We start from the raw sequence: 18,082 nt of genomic DNA, 5'->3' as shown, positions 1-18,082 counted from the left end.
TGAAGAAATCTCTTCAAAATTCATATTGGGAGGAATTGTTATATGTATAGTGGCTATACAGAACATGTAGAAGAACTTATTTTAACCAAGGATCAAGTTTTGAAAATGCAAAGCGCACAATATGCTATTTATGAAAAAGGTTTTAAGGATACCAATACCACCGTAAAAAAAGTTGCAGATGCTCTTGCTGGAATTGGCTCTATTTTAGGCTTGGTATTTTTCAAAAGTACACCAGTAGGAGTGGCAACAGGTGTAGTTGGAATTCTAGCAAGCATGATACCTAGCACAAAAGAAATTGTAGACACATATGTAAAAGATGGACACTATCACATGTCCTATCTCGTAAACTTTTTTGAAAGTAATCCAAATGCCCGATTAATCAAAGTAACACTGCCATTCATTCAGTTCAATTACGATGGACCAATTAGATTTGTTGCTGGACAAGGTATCATTACTGGTTATAAGCCACAAAATGGTGACTGGGTAACCACATCTTAAAAAACAAAAAGACGCCCTTCGTGGCGTCTCTTTACTTTTCGAATAAATTATGAATCGATTTAAAATCAAATTGATTTGTTATACGGTATGATTCCCCTTTATTTTTTTCAAAAACATAGGTATCAACAAAGCCGGTATCAGTAACTACTATCCCAAAAATGATATCATTTCCGCTATTTATCGTTAGGTGAATTGCAAATTTTTCGCTAGGTACAGGGGAGCCCTCAGTTATTAATTCAATATGAGAATAAGGTTTAAGAATTGCATCTATTTCCTCTTTACTTTTTGTATGAATCACTCGTTTCGCTCCACCATATTCCTGCATAGTAACATCTGTAATTTCTTTACCTTTCAGACTACTACTGAGTAATTCATCAAACGAAGTATTAGTACTTTTATTAGCGTTATAAGTCAGTGTTCCTACAAGACCAATAATTAATATTCCTACAACTACATAAATCAACTTCTTGTACTTTTCCAATACGATCCCCCCTTGTTGGAATAAAATAATTTTTACATTATTTTCATAATATCAAAGAATCATAAAATTTAGAACAGACCCAAGAACTAGTATAACACTAAAAAATCCCTAGTTCGCTAAAGAGCAACTAGGGATTTCATTTAACCTATCACGTTATACAGCTTGACCTTCATCTGCAAACTGACTGTTGTACAGGCTCGCATAGAAGCCATCTCGCTCCAACAATTGTTCGTGCGTACCTTGTTCAATTACACTGCCCTTGTTCATGACAAGGATGAGTTCTGCATCGCGAATCGTGGACAATCGGTGAGCAATGACAAAGCTTGTTCTACCTTCCATCAACGTGCTCATCGCCTTCTGAATATGAACTTCTGTCCTTGTATCGACGCTGCTCGTCGCTTCGTCCAGAATCAATATTGTCGGATCAGCAAGAATCGCACGCGCGATAGTAAGAAGCTGCTTCTGACCTTGGGAAATGTTCGAAGCTTCTTCATTCAATACCGTATCATAACCATCAGGTAGCGTACGAATGAAGTGGTCGGCATGCGCCGCCTTCGCTGCACGAATAATATCTGCCTCCGAAGCACCTTCACGCCCATAGGCAATATTGTCACGAATTGTGCCATTGAACAACCACGTATCCTGCAATACCATACCGAACAAACTGCGCAATTCCGCACGCTTCATTTCATGGATAGGTACGCCATCAATCGTAATTTGTCCACCGTTAAGCTCATAAAAGCGCATAAGCAAATTGATTAGCGTCGTCTTGCCCGCACCAGTAGGGCCGACTATAGCAACCGTCTGACCTGGTTGCACCTGCACATTCATATCCGTCATCAATAACGCGTCAGGCTTATAGCCAAATTGCACATGGTCAAAGACGATAGTACCTCGTGGCGCTGCCAGCTGCTTCACTTTATCGGCATCAGAACGTTCTTCCTCTTCATCCAACACTTCGAATACACGCTCTGCCGAAGCAATGGTGGATTGAATCAAGTTCGCAATATTTGCTGCTTGAGCCAAGGGCTGTGAGAACTGACGAGTATATTGAATAAAGGCTTGAATATCACCGATCTGGATCGAACGATTCGTGACGAGCACACCACCAACGACACAGACAAGAACGTATCCGATATTGCTGACGAAGCTCATTAAAGGCATAATCATACCAGACATAAATTGTGCACGCCAGCCCGCATCATATAGACGGTCGTTCACTTCATCGAACTTCTGAAGCGACTTCTCTTCACGGCCAAATGCTTTTACAATTTGATGACCCGTGTACATTTCCTCAACATGTGCATTCAATTCACCTAGAGAATCCTGCTGGTTTTTGAAATGCTTCTGGGAGCGTCCTGCAATGTTCTTCGTTGCGATAACGCTAAGCGGTAATGTCACCAATGTAATGAGCGTCAATAACGGACTAATCGTCAGCATCATAATAATAATACCGACAATCGTAATAACCGATGTAATCAATTGCGACAAGCTTTGCTGTAACGTCGTACTAATATTATCTACATCGTTCGTAACACGGCTAAGCATCTCACCATGCTGCTGTCTGTCATAATAGGATAACGGTAATTTAGCCAGCTTACGGTTCACTTGTTCGCGCAAATCATAAACAACCCGCTGAGCAATGCCAGCCATCACATACTGCTGAACATACATAAACAAAGCACTAAACACATACAGCACAACGAGAATTAATAGAATATTCCAAATGTAATCAAAGTCAATGCCTGCACCAGGGACCCCATTCATCATATTCATAAGCCCCTCGAACAATTTCGTAGTGGCTTTACCCATAATCTTCGGGCTGACGATTGAGAACAACGTTCCCAATACAGCCATGAAGAAAACAATAATAAGCGAAGTTCTACTCGGTTTTAGGTAGCCAAGCAAACGACGCAATGTACCCTTAAAGTCCTTTGCCTTCTCACCAGGAACAGCCATACCAGGTCCCATAGGCCCTTTTGAATCTTGATGTCCTTGAGGGGATCGTTCTTTTTGTTGACTCATGCGATCTCCTCCTCTGTTAGCTGGGATGCCACAATCTCCTTATACACTTCGCTCGACTTAAGAAGCTCTTGATGTGTACCGATACTTGCTATTTCCCCATCATTTAAAACTATAATTTGATCAGCATCCATAACCGTACTAACTCGCTGAGCAATAATAATAAGTGTGGCTTCTTTCGTTTCTTGCTTCAAAGCAGCACGCAGCATGGCGTCCGTCTTGAAATCCAAGGCAGAGAAGCTGTCATCGAACAAATAGACGTTAGGTCGACGCACTAATGCTCTCGCGATTGATAACCGCTGTTTTTGTCCACCAGATAAGTTCGTTCCACCCTGAGACACCATCGTGTCATAACCATCACTCATCGCTTCAATGAAATCAGCGGCCTGAGCAACTGCCGCAGCATGGCGCAACTCTTCATCTGAAGCATCGTCTTTACCATAGCGAATGTTTTCAGCAACTGTGCCTGAAAATAGGACTGCTTTTTGTGGGACGATACCTATTTTTCTCCGCAATTCGCCTTGTTCCAATTCACGAACATCAACGCCACCCAAGCGGATAAAGCCTTCACTCACATCATAAAATCGCGGAATTAAGTTCAACATGGTGGACTTACCAGATCCTGTACCACCAATAATTGCCGTTATCTCACCCGGACGAGCTGTAAAGCTAATATTGCTAAGTGCAGCCTCTTCCGCACCAGGGTATCGGAATGTTACCTGTTCAAACTCCAAATATCCCTTCTGCGAAGCACTTACCGTCTTTGGTTGCTCTGCATCTTTCAATTCTGGCTTCATATCAAGTACCTCATTAATACGAGCTGCAGAAGCAGACGCACGAGGAATTAATACGAATACAAGTGAAAGCATAACAAGTGAGAACATAATTTGCATCGCATACTGAATAAAGGCCATCAAATCACCGACCTGCATACTGCCACTTTCAATACGGATACTGCCGAATGCAATAATGGCAATCGTCGTTAAGTTCATAACCAGCATCATAACGGGCATAAGCAAAGCCATAATGCGGTTAACTTTAATTCCGGTATCGGTCAAATCACGGCTTGCTTCTTCAAAACGCTTCTGCTCATGTTCGACACGATTGAAGGCACGAACAACACGAATACCTGTCAACCCTTCACGGACAACAAGATTAAGCTTATCGAGCTTCACCTGCATCGCTTTGAAGAGCGGAATACCCTTACGAGCAATGAAAAAGATAACAAGGGCCAACACAGGCAATCCAACTGCCAACACCATCGTGAGCGGACCATCTTTGGATACCGCCATAATAAGACCACCGATGCACATAATAGGCGCCATCACCATGACACGCAGTATCATTACCAACACTTGCTGTACTTGGTTAATATCGTTGGTTGTACGCGTAATCAAAGAGGATGTCCCTACCTTATCGAACTCCTGCAAGGAGAAGTTCTCTACATGGCGAAATACTTGAGCACGTAAGTCTTTACCAAACCCAACTGCCACTTTAGATGACCAGTAACTAGCTCCAATGGCACACAGCATGCCACCCCCTGCGATTAGAAGCATCCAGCCGCCCATTTTCCAAATATAATTAACATCGCCCGTTACAATACCTGTATCCACAATATCCGCCATCAACGTCGGCAAATACAACTCTGATAACGTTTGTATAAAGACGAGGGCGAGTACGATTGCTGTCGGAAGACGATAAGCCTTCAAAAAGCGAATCAGCTTCATCATAATAATCCATCTCCTACTCCAAAATCCGTTTCACTTTACTTACTGTTTGTCTTGCTTATCCATACAATTCTTGCGTTCAGCACTTTCTTGCTGGTAGTAGTCAAACACCTTCATTAACAGCTCCGCAAGACGCTCACTATCCTCAAGACCAAGATGATCAAGAAGCCCGTTAAATGACTCCATAAACCTCTTCTTCGCCTGTGCAGCTACTTGCTCTCCTTCCGAGGTCAGCTTCACTCGAACTACTCTACGATCCTCTGGGTCCATATATCGTTCAACCCAACCACTCTCTTCTAATCGATTAATAATTTGAGTAATAGTTGGAGATGTAACATGAAGCAGTTGGCTTATATCAGATACCCGCATCGCTTGCTCTCCTTCAAGCTGCGCCTTTTGGATACAGAACAATACCGTCATATCGCTTCGCTTCTGCCCATCTTGCTGCTGCCATTCCGCACGTTGAAATTGCCGAAAGGACCTCATTAGCTTCTGTGATACTTCATCTCTTCTGGACTCCGTTCCTTTTCCAGACATAATTGCCACCCCAGTTCTCTATTCATTACTGTTTTGAAGTCAATTCGTAATTATTAAGTAATCAACTAATTAATTAGGTTCCCTATCTATTAGGTTACCTAATTATATGGCTATACCAATTCCAATGTCAAATCCAAAGAAAAGCAAAAAATAACCCCCAAATCTTAAGATGGTCATCCAAGATTGGAGGTTATTTTCGTTTATTTAGTTCGTCAGCCACACCTGCATAAGCGAGAATAACTGCTCCATATTCAGTGGCTTACTAATATAATCTGAAGCGCCAGCATCCAGACACTTCTCTCGATCCTGCTTCATTGCTTTGGCTGTCAAGGCAATAATAGGCACATCATCATAGCCAGTCATCTCTCTAATGCGCGACATCGCCTCATACCCATCCATGACAGGCATCATAATGTCCATAAGGATTAGATCCACCTGTTCATTCCGACGGAGTTCATCCAGCGCTTCCTGACCGTCATGAGCCGTAATAACTTCAACGCCTTCCTTTTCCAGTCGGTTCATCAGTGCAAATACATTCCGCACATCATCATCGACAACTAACACTCGCTTACCTTGGAACAAGTAGGCTCTTCCAGTATGTTCATTGTTACCACTCTGGCTATACTGGGAGCCGACCTCTTCGTCATTCGAATAATGCTCAAGGCGAAGTGGCGTCTCCATCGCAGCTGCGGATTGATGATAGTTTAGCTCTTGTTGAATAGCCATTCCTGATTCAATATCCGTCAAAGATGGAATGTATACGGTGAACTTGCTTCCTTCCCCATGAACGCTGCTCACCTCGATCAGACCACTTAATAAGCGGCATAGCTCCCGACATATAGATAGACCTAGGCCTGTTCCACCATATTTGCGATTCGTGTTACCGTCAGCTTGACGGAACGCATCGAATATAATGGCTTGCTTATCTGTTTCAATACCAATGCCTGTATCTGTAACTTCAATAGCGATCCATGATGATAAGTCAGCCCTCATACCTGATCGCATCACTTTTTTACACTCTTCATCATTCAATCCTCGCATATGAAGCTCGACAGAACCCTGCGATGTAAATTTGAACGCGTTAGAGAGCAAATTGCGTACGATCTGCGTCAGGCGCTGTTCGTCCGAGTGTAACACTTTAGGTAAAGAAGCTTGATCTAGATGCACATGGAAAGCAAGATTTTTCTGCTCTGCCATTGCTGCAAATTGAGCCCGCATATTATCGCCAAGCTCTAATGGACACATTGCCTCGATGAAAATATCAAGCTTACCGGCCTCAACCTTCGATAAATCGAGAATATCATTAATCAGATTCAACAAGTCGGTACCAGCCGTATGAATAACACGAGCATACTCCTGCTCTTCTGTAGATAAGTGTCCTTCCTCATTTTCATGAAGCATCTGCGACAAAATGAGCATACTATTTAACGGAGTACGCAGCTCGTGGGACATATTCGCTAGAAACTCTGACTTATACTGCGAACTTTTCTCCAACTGCATTGCGTACTGCTCCAGCTCGATCCGAATCTGATCCAATTCATTAGACTTCTGTACAGCATTACGATTCTGTTCCTCAAGCTGCTCATTCGTCATCCGTAGCTCTTCCTGCTGCATTTGCAGCTCTTCAGACTGAGATTGTAGCTCCTCAGCCATAGCTTGTGCTTCTTGCAGCAAGCGCTCGATTTCCATCCGACTCTCGACGCTATTAATCGTTCCGCCGAAGGAGGAGATGATGCTTTCTACCAGCTTCAACTGCTTAGCTTGGAATACATCCACCGTAGCCAACTCAAGCACAGCAATGACTTCACGCTCATATTCGATTGGTGCGATCAAAATACTTCTCGGTTTGCCCTGCCCAAGAGCAGATGACACCTTGATGTAATCATCAGGAATATCATGTATAACCATTAATCGATGGTCAGCAACTGCTTGCCCCGCCAGCCCTTCTCCTATAGAGAAAGAGGCTACACCAACATCCGACTGAGCTCCTGCATAGCAAGATGCCTTAACATAACGTGATTGTGCACGTCTTCCGATTCGCGTATACATCACTCCATAGGAAGCACCCGTTAATTCGGACATTTTTGTAGTAAACGTCTTGGCCAACGTTTGCATATCCTCTACTTCTTGATGCATCTCCATCACTTCGGTCAAGCTAGACTGAATCCAGTTCTGCTCCGCATGTGTATCAATTAGTTGGTTCGTAGCTGCTGCCAATTCTCCAATCTCATCATTGGTTTCTGCTTGAAGTCGATCTGTATAGTCTCCCTTTTTGGAAGAAATATAGTTGATCGTCGAGGTTACTTCTTTGAGCATCGTTACAATCGAGCGCGAAATGATAACTCCTATACCTAGAGACAACACCGTAAGAACAATGAATAGGGCATACATTCCCCATTCCAATAGGTTGCTCTGGTTCTCTAGTTCATTAACTCGCTCTTGCGTAATTCGCTGCTCCTCCGTCTGAAAATCGACAAAGTGTTGCCGCAGTTGGTCTACATAGCGCTTGCCTGTCATATTTTCCTGCAACAAATTATTGAACGCACTCTGTCGTTGATTTGCAGGCAAGGTGAGCAACGGTTCACCGAAATCCCCAATCCAACTCTTAAACATCGAATGAATCGAATAAAGGCGCTCTACTTGCTGTGGATCAGAAGCCACAAGATTATAGAGCTGTTCCCAATCCTTCTCCCATTGACTCAACGCGAACGTATAAGGCTCCAAATAAGCACCATCATTAGACAGTAAATATCCTCTTAAGCCCGTCTCTAAATCGAGCATATGCTTTTCTACTTTATGGCTCAACAAATGAACTTTCATATCGTTGTTAACGATGTTATCCGTTTCATTTTTGATCGAACTAACTTGTACATTCACGCCTACAATAGAAATGATTAAAAATATTAAAACTAACACATACCCTAGCAAAATTTTCTGACGTATCGTCATTTTCAACTTTTGCAAAAAATAGCCCCCTCCTAACTGCCTGTAATAGGGTCAATCTGTTGCGCACATGTATGGCCTGTATGTCCTTAAATAAAGGTCACGTATGATTATACCTATAATCGCCTTAAAATGAGATAAATTTTGCGAGATTTACAATAAAAGTTAGGTTTCAAACCACGCTTCGTACAACAAGCGAACCCCTTCTTCAATCTCTTGTTCGGTCAGTCCCCCAAATCCAATCAGAAGTCTAATTGCTGTGCAGTGGTCCGAGTTCATCCAGAAACGAGAGGTTCCGTATACGCGCACGCCTTGATTGGCCGCAAGCTTAATAAGCTCTTCTTCGGTATAATCACTATGTACTTCTAACACCACATGAAGTCCTGATCGGTGACCGATAACAGATGCCTGCTTCCCAAAGTAACGATGAATACATTCGACGAGTAGGGCATGTTTCTTCTGATACACTTTTTTCATTTTGCGTAAATGTTTCTCCCAGTGACCTTCCGCCATAAATCGCTCCAGCGTATGCGTATGAATCGTAGAAACGGTAGGCTCTAGCTCGCAGACTCTCTCTCGAAAAATAGGCACAAATCGCTCGGGAAGCACCATATAGCTCATACTAATGCCATACAGCAATGCTTTGGAGAAGGTACCCATATACACAACACTATCTGTTTTATCCAACCCCTGAAGCGCGGGAATTAAGCAGCCCTGATAGCGAAATTCGCTGTCATAGTCATCTTCTATAATAATTGCCTGCTGCTCAGCCGCCCATTGCAGCAGCTTCAAGCGCTTGTTAACAGACATAATCATACCTAACGGAAACTGATGTGAGGGGGTAACGAATACCAACTTAGCTTCAGATCGCTTCACTGCTTCAACATCAATTCCATCTTCTTGGAGTACAATAGGGGTAATCCGATAATTTTGATGAACAAATGCCGACTTCACTCCATTATAGCCTGGCTCTTCCATCGCTACTTCACGATGATCGCCACCAATTAGCTGACATAGCAAAGTCGTTAATTGTTGAATGCCAACACCCATTACGATCTGTTCTGGCCTACATTTAACACCCCGTGAATACCGCAAGTAACTTGCTAGCTGATAGCGCAAGCCATACTCCCCTTGAGGATCACCCTCTCTAGTCAGTGCTTTTGTGTTAGCCTGCATCGTCTCTAGCGATATTCGATTCCATACGGAATAAGGAAAATAACGCATATCTGTCGAGCCATTACGGAAATCAATCCGTATCTCACTTGCTGTATCTGGTCTGTTCAAAGAGGCCGGGTCGCTTACTTGTGCTTTCATTTGCTCTGTTCCGGCCTGCTGCTCGGAAAGTAAGTAATCTTGCTCCAACTCTACTACGTACAATCCGCTGCGCGCTCGGCTCTCGGTATAGCCTTCTGCGGTCAATTGCATATAGGCAGCTTCAACTGTATTTCTGCTAATGTGCAAATGTTCAGAAAGTTGACGAATGGCAGGCAGACGAGTTCCCGCAGGCAAATGTCCGTATTTAATCTCATCTCGAATATGCTGATACAGCTGAACATAATAGGGAACATCGCGATCACGACGCAAATCTATCATCAGCTCTAACATAAAAGGTACCTCCTGAACCTATTCGCCTATCCTCTCGTAAAACGAATTCATTCTTCCCTTCCATGCATCATTGACCCTACTATAAAAACCGGAATTGACCCTAACAATTAGGGTCAGATCTACGTATACTGAAAACCAAACCATTCTCTATCTATCAGGTAAATGATTGTCTACCTATATCTATCATATCATATACTTCTATCATGCTGCTCTGAGGAGGTTATTCTATACAAAAATATAAACTTTGTACCTATCCGCTATTTTTAAAGTCCGGTACATCGACCCAGCGCTAGACTCTGGTTTGTTAACATGAATTAAGAATCAAGTTAGCTTTCATAAGTGAAAAGGATGTATCCTCCGTCGTATTGATATTTCGTAAGTAATATCAGCCGATTTGGGCTTTTTCACACTATAGAGCTTCTTTATTACCTTTCCCTGCCAAAAAAACTACTGTTACAATATACATAGTTACGATTTACGTAACGATAACTGTCGGAGGATCATACAACTATGGGCTGGTGGCATCAGGCAAGAAATGATGTGAAACGATGGAATCGCAATGTTAAGCTTTTCTTCTTATCTAATATGCTGTATCAGTTCGGAAGCGGCATGTTCATGGTACTGTACAACTTATACATACAAGCGCTCGGCTACGGAGCTGATATGAATGGCAGTATCGTCAGCATTCAATCACTGGCCACGGCCTGCATGTTCATTCCCATTGGCTTAGCGGGCGATCGATTAAGTCGAAAATATATTCTTATTATCGGTGCCCTGCTGACCGGACTTAGCTTCATGGGGCGCTCTTATGCCGAAGATCCTTTCAGCTTGCAGACCTATGCGGTCATTACCGGTTTATTTATTTCTTTCTATCAAGTTATCGCCATCCCATTTCTAGCTGAAAATGTGAGTAAATCGGAACGGTTGTCGCTGTTCAGCATTCACTTCTCAGGGGTACTTGCCGCACAGGTGGTCGGCAGTATTGCCGGTGGATATGGTGCCGATTTCCTTCAAGCGATTGGCTGGAACAAAATTGATAGCTTGCAGACTGTTCTTATGCTTGGCGGCGCTGCTACCGTTGCTTCGTTCCTTCCGCTTCTCTTTATTAAGGAGAAAAAGAAAGCCACAGCGGAAATTCTACCGCATCCAGCTCCTATTGAAAAAAGTGGATATGCGGACTCTAACGAAAATGAAAATTCATTATCTGTACCGACGGCCGCTGCTGTTTCAACTCCTAAGCAAACGAAGCGAAGGGATTGGATCAACATCACTCAGTTTACAACGGCCCAACTGCTAGTTGGCTTAGGGTCAGGACTAGTTATTCCGTACTTAAATATGTATTTTACCGATCGATTCGCCGTATCATTGACAGCGGTAGGACTACTCGTGTCACTCGGGCAAGTAATGACAATCGTCTCGATGTTAATCGGGCCTACGCTTGTTGCCAAAGTAGGGCAAGTACGAGCCGTCGTTATTTTTCAACTGCTGTCCTTACCATTTCTACTATTAACAGGCTTCACAACGGCATTTACGATCGCTGCCTTCAGCTTCTTGTTCCGTCAGGCGCTCATGAATGCAGCTAATCCGATTCAATCCGCCTTAATGGTAGAACGAATCTCGGATGCACGTCGTGGAATTGCCAACTCATTTACACAGACTGCGTTCATGCTTGGATGGGCCACGATGGGACCCGTTCAATCCGCCATATTAAAAGCCTACGGAACGTATTGGGGTTACGCTGTGACATTTTGTATAACAGGCATTTTATATATTACTGCGGCCGGGTTGTTCTACTATGTATTTAGAGAATCCAAACAAAAGGAAAAAGAATACCAGCCACTCAGCTAACCAACATTCCACTGTATGCAACAGCTTCAGAAAGAGAGCGATATCGCTCTCTTTCTTTCATTTTTCAGCATAATTATATCGCTTTAACATATGTATAGGTGAGAGACATTGCCTGAGGATAACAAATATAAATCTATACATACATCATAATAAACATATAAATATTCATATCTGCGTCAGCAACCTTCGTCGCAAATGTCGAATAATGTCGATCCATAAAATATTTTACTAATTATCAACAAAGTTGTTGTAAGCGCAACCAAAACTTTATACAATGAGAACAATTAAAAATTGGAAATCTACTAGACATCTAGAATTTCACCCACAACAACTACCTTTTCTAACCATTTCTACCATACACATACTTACCATGACTTACTCACCATGATCTTCACACCTACCTACATAACAGTTTGTACTTAACTCTAGTTACTTAAGGAGGTGATGCCCCTCTTTGAGCGGGTATATGCCTTGAAACTTTGCCGCGTCTTACCGGTAACGTATTAGCATGAAACAAGCAATAAAGCATCTGTAACAACAGAACGAATCTATTCGATTGATGAATACCTCCTAGCTCTAGCACCCAAGAAGGAAACATCTTATGTAGCTTACGCGAACAGATATTAAATTCTTAAAAGGGAGTGTTATCGGATGAAAAAAAGTTTGAACTTGTTACTCGTTACAATGATGGTTTTTGCCCTTGCTCTTGCAGGGTGCGGCGGTGGTGGCGAGAAGGAGCCAGCCGACTCAGGTAATGGTGCTGCAGGCGATCCACAGGTGGAAGAGTTCTCTCTTGTAGTTAGACATATTAACGTCCGGGCTACAGCCCAAAAGACGCTCAAAATCCTTGAAGATGTAGTGAAGAAAACCGAATCAGAAGTACCGGGCTTGACCTTCAAGCTGGACGGTGTTGAAGATACAGTTAACCGTGACGTCAAGTTGAAAGCGGAAATGCAAAACAACAACCAACCGCCTATCTTCAACTTGTTCGGTGGGGCTGACACTCAAAACTATGCAAAAACAGGACGACTGCTTAACCTGACTCCAATTTTGGAAGAGTTGGGCTTGGCTGATCAGTTCTTTAACTTACGTGAGTTTACGGTAGACGGCAAAGTATACGGCTTGCCAGAATCCGGATTCGTAGAAGGCTTCTTCTACAACCGCAAATTATTTGAAGAAGCAGGCGTTCAAGTGCCTAAGACGTGGGAAGAGTTCCTAAAAGTATGTGAAGCATTGAAAGCGAAAGGTATTACGCCGATTGCACTTGGAGCAGGTGGCGGTGATGGCTGGGCTGCAAACATGCTTCTTAACAACTTGTTCGTAGGCTTAGGTGGACCAGAAATTCAAGAGGGCTTCGTAGCAGGAACATCCAAATGGACCGATGCACCTGTCGTTGAAGCATTTAAGCGCGTAGTAGATTTGAAAAATCAAGGCTTTATCGATCCGAACGTCCTTGGACTCAAATACTCTCAAGGTCAAGCTAACTTCTACACAGGTAAAGCAGCTATGCTGTTTGACGGTAGCTGGGCAGTTAGTGCAATTACTGGTCAAGATTCCAAAGTAGCCAATGATGCTGGATTCTTCCGCATGCCTAATGTTGGCGGAGGCGGAGATGGTTACATTAACGGTGGCTGGTCTAACGGCTATGGATTCTCTGGGAAGTTGAAGGAGCATGAGCTTAAAGCAGTTAAAGTGTTCATTAAAAACTTCTACACCGTTGAAAACCAAACACGTGGACTTGTAGAAACTAGCCGTATTCCTTCCATGAAGGGTGTTACAGACTTGTCTGGTGCTAACGAGCTGACGAAGTCGATTGGTGAGCAGCAAGCTTCTGCTAAAGGTGCATTCCCTGCATTCGATGCCGTTGTTCAACAAGAAGTTAAAGTTACGTTGGAAAGTACGATTCAAGAAGTACTAGGCGGACAAATTTCCCCTGAGGATGCTGCGAAACGCCTCCAAGAAGTACAAGAATCGGCTAACAAAAAATAAGATAACTGGTTATACACGAGAACCAATTAGAACCTCTAACGGCAGATCGGGGCTGCAATTCACATTGCAGTGCCCGGTCTTTGCCCATTAGTGGGTCATAAGGACTTAGGAGATGAGCCATGAATAAAATACAGCGCAACCTTGTGGCATTTGCCATATTTGTCGTCCCTGCCCTAGCCTTGTACATAACGTTCTATTTGGTACCGCTCTTTAATTCCTTGCAATATTCCGTTACTGAGTGGAACGGCATTAACGAACCCGTATATACAGGACTAGATAATTTCCAGAAAGCAATGGGGGATGAAAAGTTCTGGGTAGCTTTCTGGAATAACATTTATTTCGTATTGTTCTCTGTCTTTATACAAGTACCCGTTATCGTAGTCGTATCGATTATGATCAGCAGTGTAAGAAGAATGTTAGACTTCTACAAGTTGACCGTATTTTTGCCAAGTATCCTATCTACCGCTTCCGTTGGGGTCATCTGGCAGTTTATTTATGCGCCAGATGCAGGACTCTTGAATCAACTATTACGTTCCGTTGGACTCGAATCTTGGGCGAAAATTTGGCTCGGAGACAAAACAACTGCGATGTTCTCCATCCTCATTACGAATGGCTGGCAATGGACGGGCTTCTATATCGTCCTCGTGTTGGCGGCCATATTCTCCATTCCAAAAGAAATGCTGGAGGCTGGCGAAATTGATGGAGCGGTCGGTTGGAAAAAAGCATGGCTGCTCACGATACCGCTCATTCGTCCTGTTATCGTCGTAACGATGCTGCTATCGATTACAGGTGCGATGAAGGCGATGGATATCGTTATGATTATGACAAACGGCGGGCCATTCCATTCTACAGAAGTTATGGCTACGTATATGTATAAACAAGCGTATTCCTTAAGTGATTTCGGTTACGCAAATGCAATTGCCATTATTATTACGATATTTACAGCGATCTTAGCGTTAGTGTATCACGTGATCAACAAGCGGACGGAGGTAGACTACTGATGAAGCAATCTCGTTCAATCAACTTTGTATCCCACATCATTCTCGTCTTCTATGCATTGCTCGTCATCTACCCGCTGTTCTTTGTCATCTCGTCTTCATTCAAAAATAACAGTGAAATATTCGATGATCCATGGGGCATGCCTATGAGCTTCTCATTCGATAATTATATTGAAGCCATGTCCAATTCTCATATCGACAGCTACTTTATCAATAGTTTGTATATTAGTTCGATCTCTACTTTTGCAACCATTTTATTATCGACAACGATTGCCTATGCGGTGACACGCATGAAGTTCCATACGCTTAGCAAAGGGGTTTACAGTTTACTCTTGCTATCCTTATTGATACCACCAGCGTCACTGCTCATCCCGCTGTACAAAATGATTAATGATTTCGGCATTTACGATACGCCATTGGCACTTATTATCCCTTACTCTGCATTTGGGATTCCTTTGACCGTGTTCGTCATTGCTGCCTTTTTGAAGTCCATTCCGCTGGAACTTGAAGAAGCAGGGGTTATGGATGGCTTAAATACATACGGTCTACTCTTCCGTATCGTCATCCCGCTCACATTACCGACACTCGTAACCGTATTTATTTTGAACTTTATCGGCAACTGGAACGAATTCGTTATGGCTAATTTGTTCATTTCCAATGAGGCATCACGTACGCTGCCTGTCGCGGTCAAATCCTTTGTCGATCAGTACAATATGAACTACGGCGCACTAACTGCTGCAATCACAATAAGCATTATCCCTGTCATACTCATTTACAGCTTCTTGCAGAAGAAGATCATTGAAGGTGTTACGGCAGGAAGCGTAAAAGGCTAGTAGCAACTGAATGAAATCGTATATGGTACGTAAAGTCATCTCAACGATCAGGTTGGGATGGCTTTTTTTGTGGCAAGATGAGTAAAGGCATGATTGTTATGGTTTACAAAGACATGGTGAAGAGATATAGTATCGTTTTGAGGGTTGGAAGTGGAGGCACATATGATTAAGAACTTAAAAAAACAAATGACTACCTGGACGCCGTCTCGAGTACTCTTGTTCGGATTCATCGCGCTCATCGCACTCGGAACTATACTCTTAAAGCTGCCCATTGCGGTGCATGACGGGCTCCGTATTACTTGGATAGATGCTTTCTTTACAGCTACTTCAGCAATCTGTGTCACAGGACTTACTGTCGTAGATACAGGTGCGACGTTCACCGTCTTTGGTGAAACAATTATTATGTTACTCGTCCAACTAGGCGGCATTGGATTTATGACCGTTGCGATGCTCGTCTATTTGATGCTCGGTAAACGTATTTCGCTTCGTGAGCGCCTCATTCTGCAAGAAACGATGAATGCAGGTAGCATGGAAGGAATCGTGCGTATCATTAGACGTACGATTATATTCGTCTTCGTCATTCAAACCGTTGCTGCACTCATTCTAGCTCTGCATTGGATGCCAGAAATGTCTGCTGGACAAGCTCTATATTATGGCGTATTTCATAGCGTATCGTTGTTTAATAACGGTGGCTTTGACCTATTCGGCAATAGTTTTCAAAATTACGCAGATGACTTGCTCTTCAACGTAATTGCCTTTATTCTCGTCATTTCCGGTAGCTTGGGCTTTATCGTACTTGCCGAGCTATATGATTATCCTCGCCTGCGCAAACTTTCACTGCACTCAAAAGTAGTGTTGTCGGTTACAGGCATTTTGATCGCGGTCGGAGCTATCTTTATTCTACTGTTTGAGTGGTGGAACCCTCATACACTTAAAAACATGTCTATGGAGGGTAAGCTCTACTCTACCATGTTCCAATCGATATCAACGCGCTCTTCGGGGACGACAACGATCGATATTACAAATATGAATCAAGTTACACAATTCTTTATGATTATTTTGATGTTCATTGGTGGATCACCAGGCTCTGCCGGGGGCGGAATTAAAACAACCACATTCGCTATTCTAATTGCAGCGGTATGGGCAATGATGAGAGGCCGTGAAGATGTCGTATTGTTCCGTAATCGCCTTTCCAAAGATCTTATTCTTAAGGCACTTACGATCATCTTCTTAGCAATCTTTATGGTGCTATCTGTTGCCATGCTGCTCGCTATTACCGAAGATCAACCATTTTTGGCTATATTGTTCGATACAACCTCAGCCGTAGCAACGGTAGGCTTGTCCATGGGCGTCACAGAACAGATGTCTGAATTCGGTAAAATTGTACTTTGCTTCGCTATGTTTATCGGACGTCTTGGACCAATGACACTTGCTTATGCACTCGGTAGCCGTCGAGAACAGTCATTGTACCGCTATCCAGAAGGAAAGATTATGATTGGTTAACGACAAGAGACAGCTTCAACAATACAAAACGCTCCACCACAGCTTATGCTATGGGGAGCGTTTTTCGCTTATCCACAAGGAAATAGAAGACATGGGTAGTAAGTAACTATTTTTACATCAACTATTTTCCTACTTGTCAATTTCAGCTATTCGGTTTATCTTCTGATCATATCCACATCAGGGTGGTGGTACATACTAGAGCACACCAATAAGAAAGCGTATTCATTTAACTTGTATGAATAAAAAGGAGAGAATTTATGTCAAAACGTAAATGGACAAGCTCTATGATGTTACTTAGTTTAGGCTTAGCGTTAACCGCCTTCACACCTACTCCTGCCACTCAACCTGCCATTGCTGCTGAATTAGGCGCACATTGGTCCTATAAAGGATCTACTGGACCCGAGCATTGGGGAGACTTGAGCGAAGCTTACCAAATATGCGAAGTAGGCAAGCAGCAATCACCGATCAACATTGACACCGAAGAAACGACCGATCCTGCTAACGACGAAGGATTTTCCGTAAAGTATAAGCCAGCCCTATTTACAATTGCCAACAACGGACATACCATTCAAGCTAATGCTACCTCCACAGATAACACACTTTTCATTGATGGCAAAGCCTATTACCTGCTTCAATTTCACTTTCACACACCTAGCGAACACACCATTAATGGCAAAGCCTCTCCACTCGAAGTTCACTTCGTCCATAAAAGCGCGGACGGACAGCTGGCTGTGCTCGGCATCCTTATTAAAGAGGGAAAAGCTTCTACTGTACTAAGTGAAATGTGGTCAACGCTGCCTAAGAAGGAAACGAAAACGGATATTAAGTTAGCGAAAACGATTACTATTAATCAACTGCTACCTAGCGACAAAGATTCTTTCCGGTATGCTGGTTCTTTGACGACACCATCGTGCAGCGAGGGCATTAAGTGGACGGTGCTAGCTGAGCCGATTACCATGTCATCCAACCAATTAAAAGCATTCCAAGCTATCTTCCCGAACAACAGCCGTCCTGTTCAACCTGTACATGACCGCATCATTCATCAGTATGATTAAGGTTCAATAAACAAAAGATAAGATTACTAAAAGTCTTCGCAAC

General features: G+C 43.0%; 13 protein-coding genes. 7 read left to right on the top strand and 6 right to left on the bottom strand.

Annotated elements, in window-relative coordinates:
* Nucleotides 1-42 precede the first annotated feature (42 nt).
* On the top strand, nucleotides 43-498 hold the full coding sequence (locus IFO66_RS07070) for a hypothetical protein (protein WP_192024460.1): 456 nt from the start codon (nucleotides 43-45) through the stop codon (nucleotides 496-498).
* A 31-nt stretch (nucleotides 499-529) separates the two neighbouring features.
* Here the strand turns inward: IFO66_RS07070 and IFO66_RS07065 are convergent, their stop codons facing one another.
* From IFO66_RS07065 to pdxR, 6 genes are all read right to left on the bottom strand, one after another.
* Nucleotides 530-979, bottom strand: a complete 450-nt coding sequence (locus IFO66_RS07065) for a hypothetical protein (RefSeq protein WP_192024459.1) — start codon at nucleotides 977-979, stop codon at nucleotides 530-532.
* A gap of 153 nt (nucleotides 980-1,132) precedes the next feature.
* Nucleotides 1,133-3,004 (bottom strand): ABC transporter ATP-binding protein, encoded by a 1,872-nt coding sequence (locus IFO66_RS07060; protein WP_192024458.1) that lies wholly within the window; start codon nucleotides 3,002-3,004, stop codon nucleotides 1,133-1,135.
* Entirely contained in the window at nucleotides 3,001-4,731 is a 1,731-nt protein-coding gene (locus tag IFO66_RS07055; RefSeq protein ID WP_192024457.1) for an ABC transporter ATP-binding protein, read from the bottom strand. Before IFO66_RS07055 ends, IFO66_RS07060 begins: the two co-directional genes overlap by 4 nt.
* 39 nt (nucleotides 4,732-4,770) lie before the next feature.
* On the bottom strand, nucleotides 4,771-5,265 hold the full coding sequence (locus IFO66_RS07050) for a MarR family winged helix-turn-helix transcriptional regulator (RefSeq protein ID WP_192024456.1): 495 nt from the start codon (nucleotides 5,263-5,265) through the stop codon (nucleotides 4,771-4,773).
* 204 nt (nucleotides 5,266-5,469) lie between these two features.
* Nucleotides 5,470-8,229, bottom strand: a complete 2,760-nt coding sequence (locus IFO66_RS07045; RefSeq protein ID WP_192024455.1) for a response regulator — start codon at nucleotides 8,227-8,229, stop codon at nucleotides 5,470-5,472.
* 144 nt (nucleotides 8,230-8,373) lie between these two features.
* Entirely contained in the window at nucleotides 8,374-9,813 is a 1,440-nt protein-coding gene (pdxR, locus tag IFO66_RS07040; RefSeq protein WP_192024454.1) for a MocR-like pyridoxine biosynthesis transcription factor PdxR, read from the bottom strand.
* Between the two features lie 510 nt (nucleotides 9,814-10,323).
* On the opposite strand from pdxR, the gene IFO66_RS07035 reads away from it, so the two are divergent.
* The 6 genes from IFO66_RS07035 to IFO66_RS07010 all read left to right on the top strand — a co-directional run bounded on the left by IFO66_RS07035 (nucleotide 10,324) and on the right by IFO66_RS07010 (nucleotide 18,039).
* A complete protein-coding gene (locus IFO66_RS07035) occupies nucleotides 10,324-11,661 on the top strand; it encodes an MFS transporter (RefSeq protein ID WP_192024453.1) in 1,338 nt (445 codons plus the stop codon).
* A 651-nt stretch (nucleotides 11,662-12,312) separates the two neighbouring features.
* Nucleotides 12,313-13,650: an extracellular solute-binding protein gene (locus IFO66_RS07030; protein ID WP_192024452.1), complete on the top strand. Its 1,338-nt coding sequence runs from the start codon at nucleotides 12,313-12,315 to the stop codon at nucleotides 13,648-13,650.
* A gap of 119 nt (nucleotides 13,651-13,769) precedes the next feature.
* Nucleotides 13,770-14,651 carry a carbohydrate ABC transporter permease gene (locus IFO66_RS07025; protein ID WP_192024451.1) on the top strand — a complete coding sequence of 294 codons (882 nt, stop codon included), beginning with the start codon at nucleotides 13,770-13,772 and terminating at the stop codon, nucleotides 14,649-14,651.
* Nucleotides 14,651-15,481: a carbohydrate ABC transporter permease gene (locus tag IFO66_RS07020; protein WP_192024450.1), complete on the top strand. Its 831-nt coding sequence runs from the start codon at nucleotides 14,651-14,653 to the stop codon at nucleotides 15,479-15,481. Before IFO66_RS07025 ends, IFO66_RS07020 begins: the two co-directional genes overlap by 1 nt.
* Nucleotides 15,482-15,646: 165 nt before the next feature.
* Nucleotides 15,647-16,984: a TrkH family potassium uptake protein gene (locus tag IFO66_RS07015; protein ID WP_420488655.1), complete on the top strand. Its 1,338-nt coding sequence runs from the start codon at nucleotides 15,647-15,649 to the stop codon at nucleotides 16,982-16,984.
* A gap of 257 nt (nucleotides 16,985-17,241) precedes the next feature.
* Complete coding sequence (locus IFO66_RS07010; RefSeq protein WP_192024448.1) at nucleotides 17,242-18,039, top strand: carbonic anhydrase; 798 nt, start codon at nucleotides 17,242-17,244, stop codon at nucleotides 18,037-18,039.
* Nucleotides 18,040-18,082: the final 43 nt, after the last annotated feature.

It is taken from the genome of Paenibacillus arenosi, from assembly GCF_014841135.1.
GTDB classification, from domain to species: domain Bacteria; phylum Bacillota; class Bacilli; order Paenibacillales; family Paenibacillaceae; genus Paenibacillus_B; species Paenibacillus_B arenosi.
Note: the sequence above shows the minus strand (reverse complement) of the source record. Positions and strands in the feature narration are given on the sequence as shown.

What these genes read in the sequence shown, in the direction of transcription:
- IFO66_RS07020 (WP_192024450.1), top strand. Translation starts at nt 14,651, where the DNA reads ATGAAGCAATCTCGTTCAATCAACTTTGTATCCCACATCATTCTCGTC.
- IFO66_RS07070 (WP_192024460.1), top strand. Translation starts at nt 43, where the DNA reads ATGTATAGTGGCTATACAGAACATGTAGAAGAACTTATTTTAACCAAG.
- IFO66_RS07010 (WP_192024448.1), top strand. Translation starts at nt 17,242, where the DNA reads ATGTCAAAACGTAAATGGACAAGCTCTATGATGTTACTTAGTTTAGGC.
- IFO66_RS07055 (WP_192024457.1), bottom strand. Translation starts at nt 4,731, where the DNA reads ATGATGAAGCTGATTCGCTTTTTGAAGGCTTATCGTCTTCCGACAGCA.
- IFO66_RS07030 (WP_192024452.1), top strand. Translation starts at nt 12,313, where the DNA reads ATGAAAAAAAGTTTGAACTTGTTACTCGTTACAATGATGGTTTTTGCC.
- IFO66_RS07035 (WP_192024453.1), top strand. Translation starts at nt 10,324, where the DNA reads ATGGGCTGGTGGCATCAGGCAAGAAATGATGTGAAACGATGGAATCGC.
- pdxR (WP_192024454.1), bottom strand. Translation starts at nt 9,813, where the DNA reads ATGTTAGAGCTGATGATAGATTTGCGTCGTGATCGCGATGTTCCCTAT.
- IFO66_RS07050 (WP_192024456.1), bottom strand. Translation starts at nt 5,265, where the DNA reads ATGTCTGGAAAAGGAACGGAGTCCAGAAGAGATGAAGTATCACAGAAG.
- IFO66_RS07025 (WP_192024451.1), top strand. Translation starts at nt 13,770, where the DNA reads ATGAATAAAATACAGCGCAACCTTGTGGCATTTGCCATATTTGTCGTC.
- IFO66_RS07060 (WP_192024458.1), bottom strand. Translation starts at nt 3,004, where the DNA reads ATGAGTCAACAAAAAGAACGATCCCCTCAAGGACATCAAGATTCAAAA.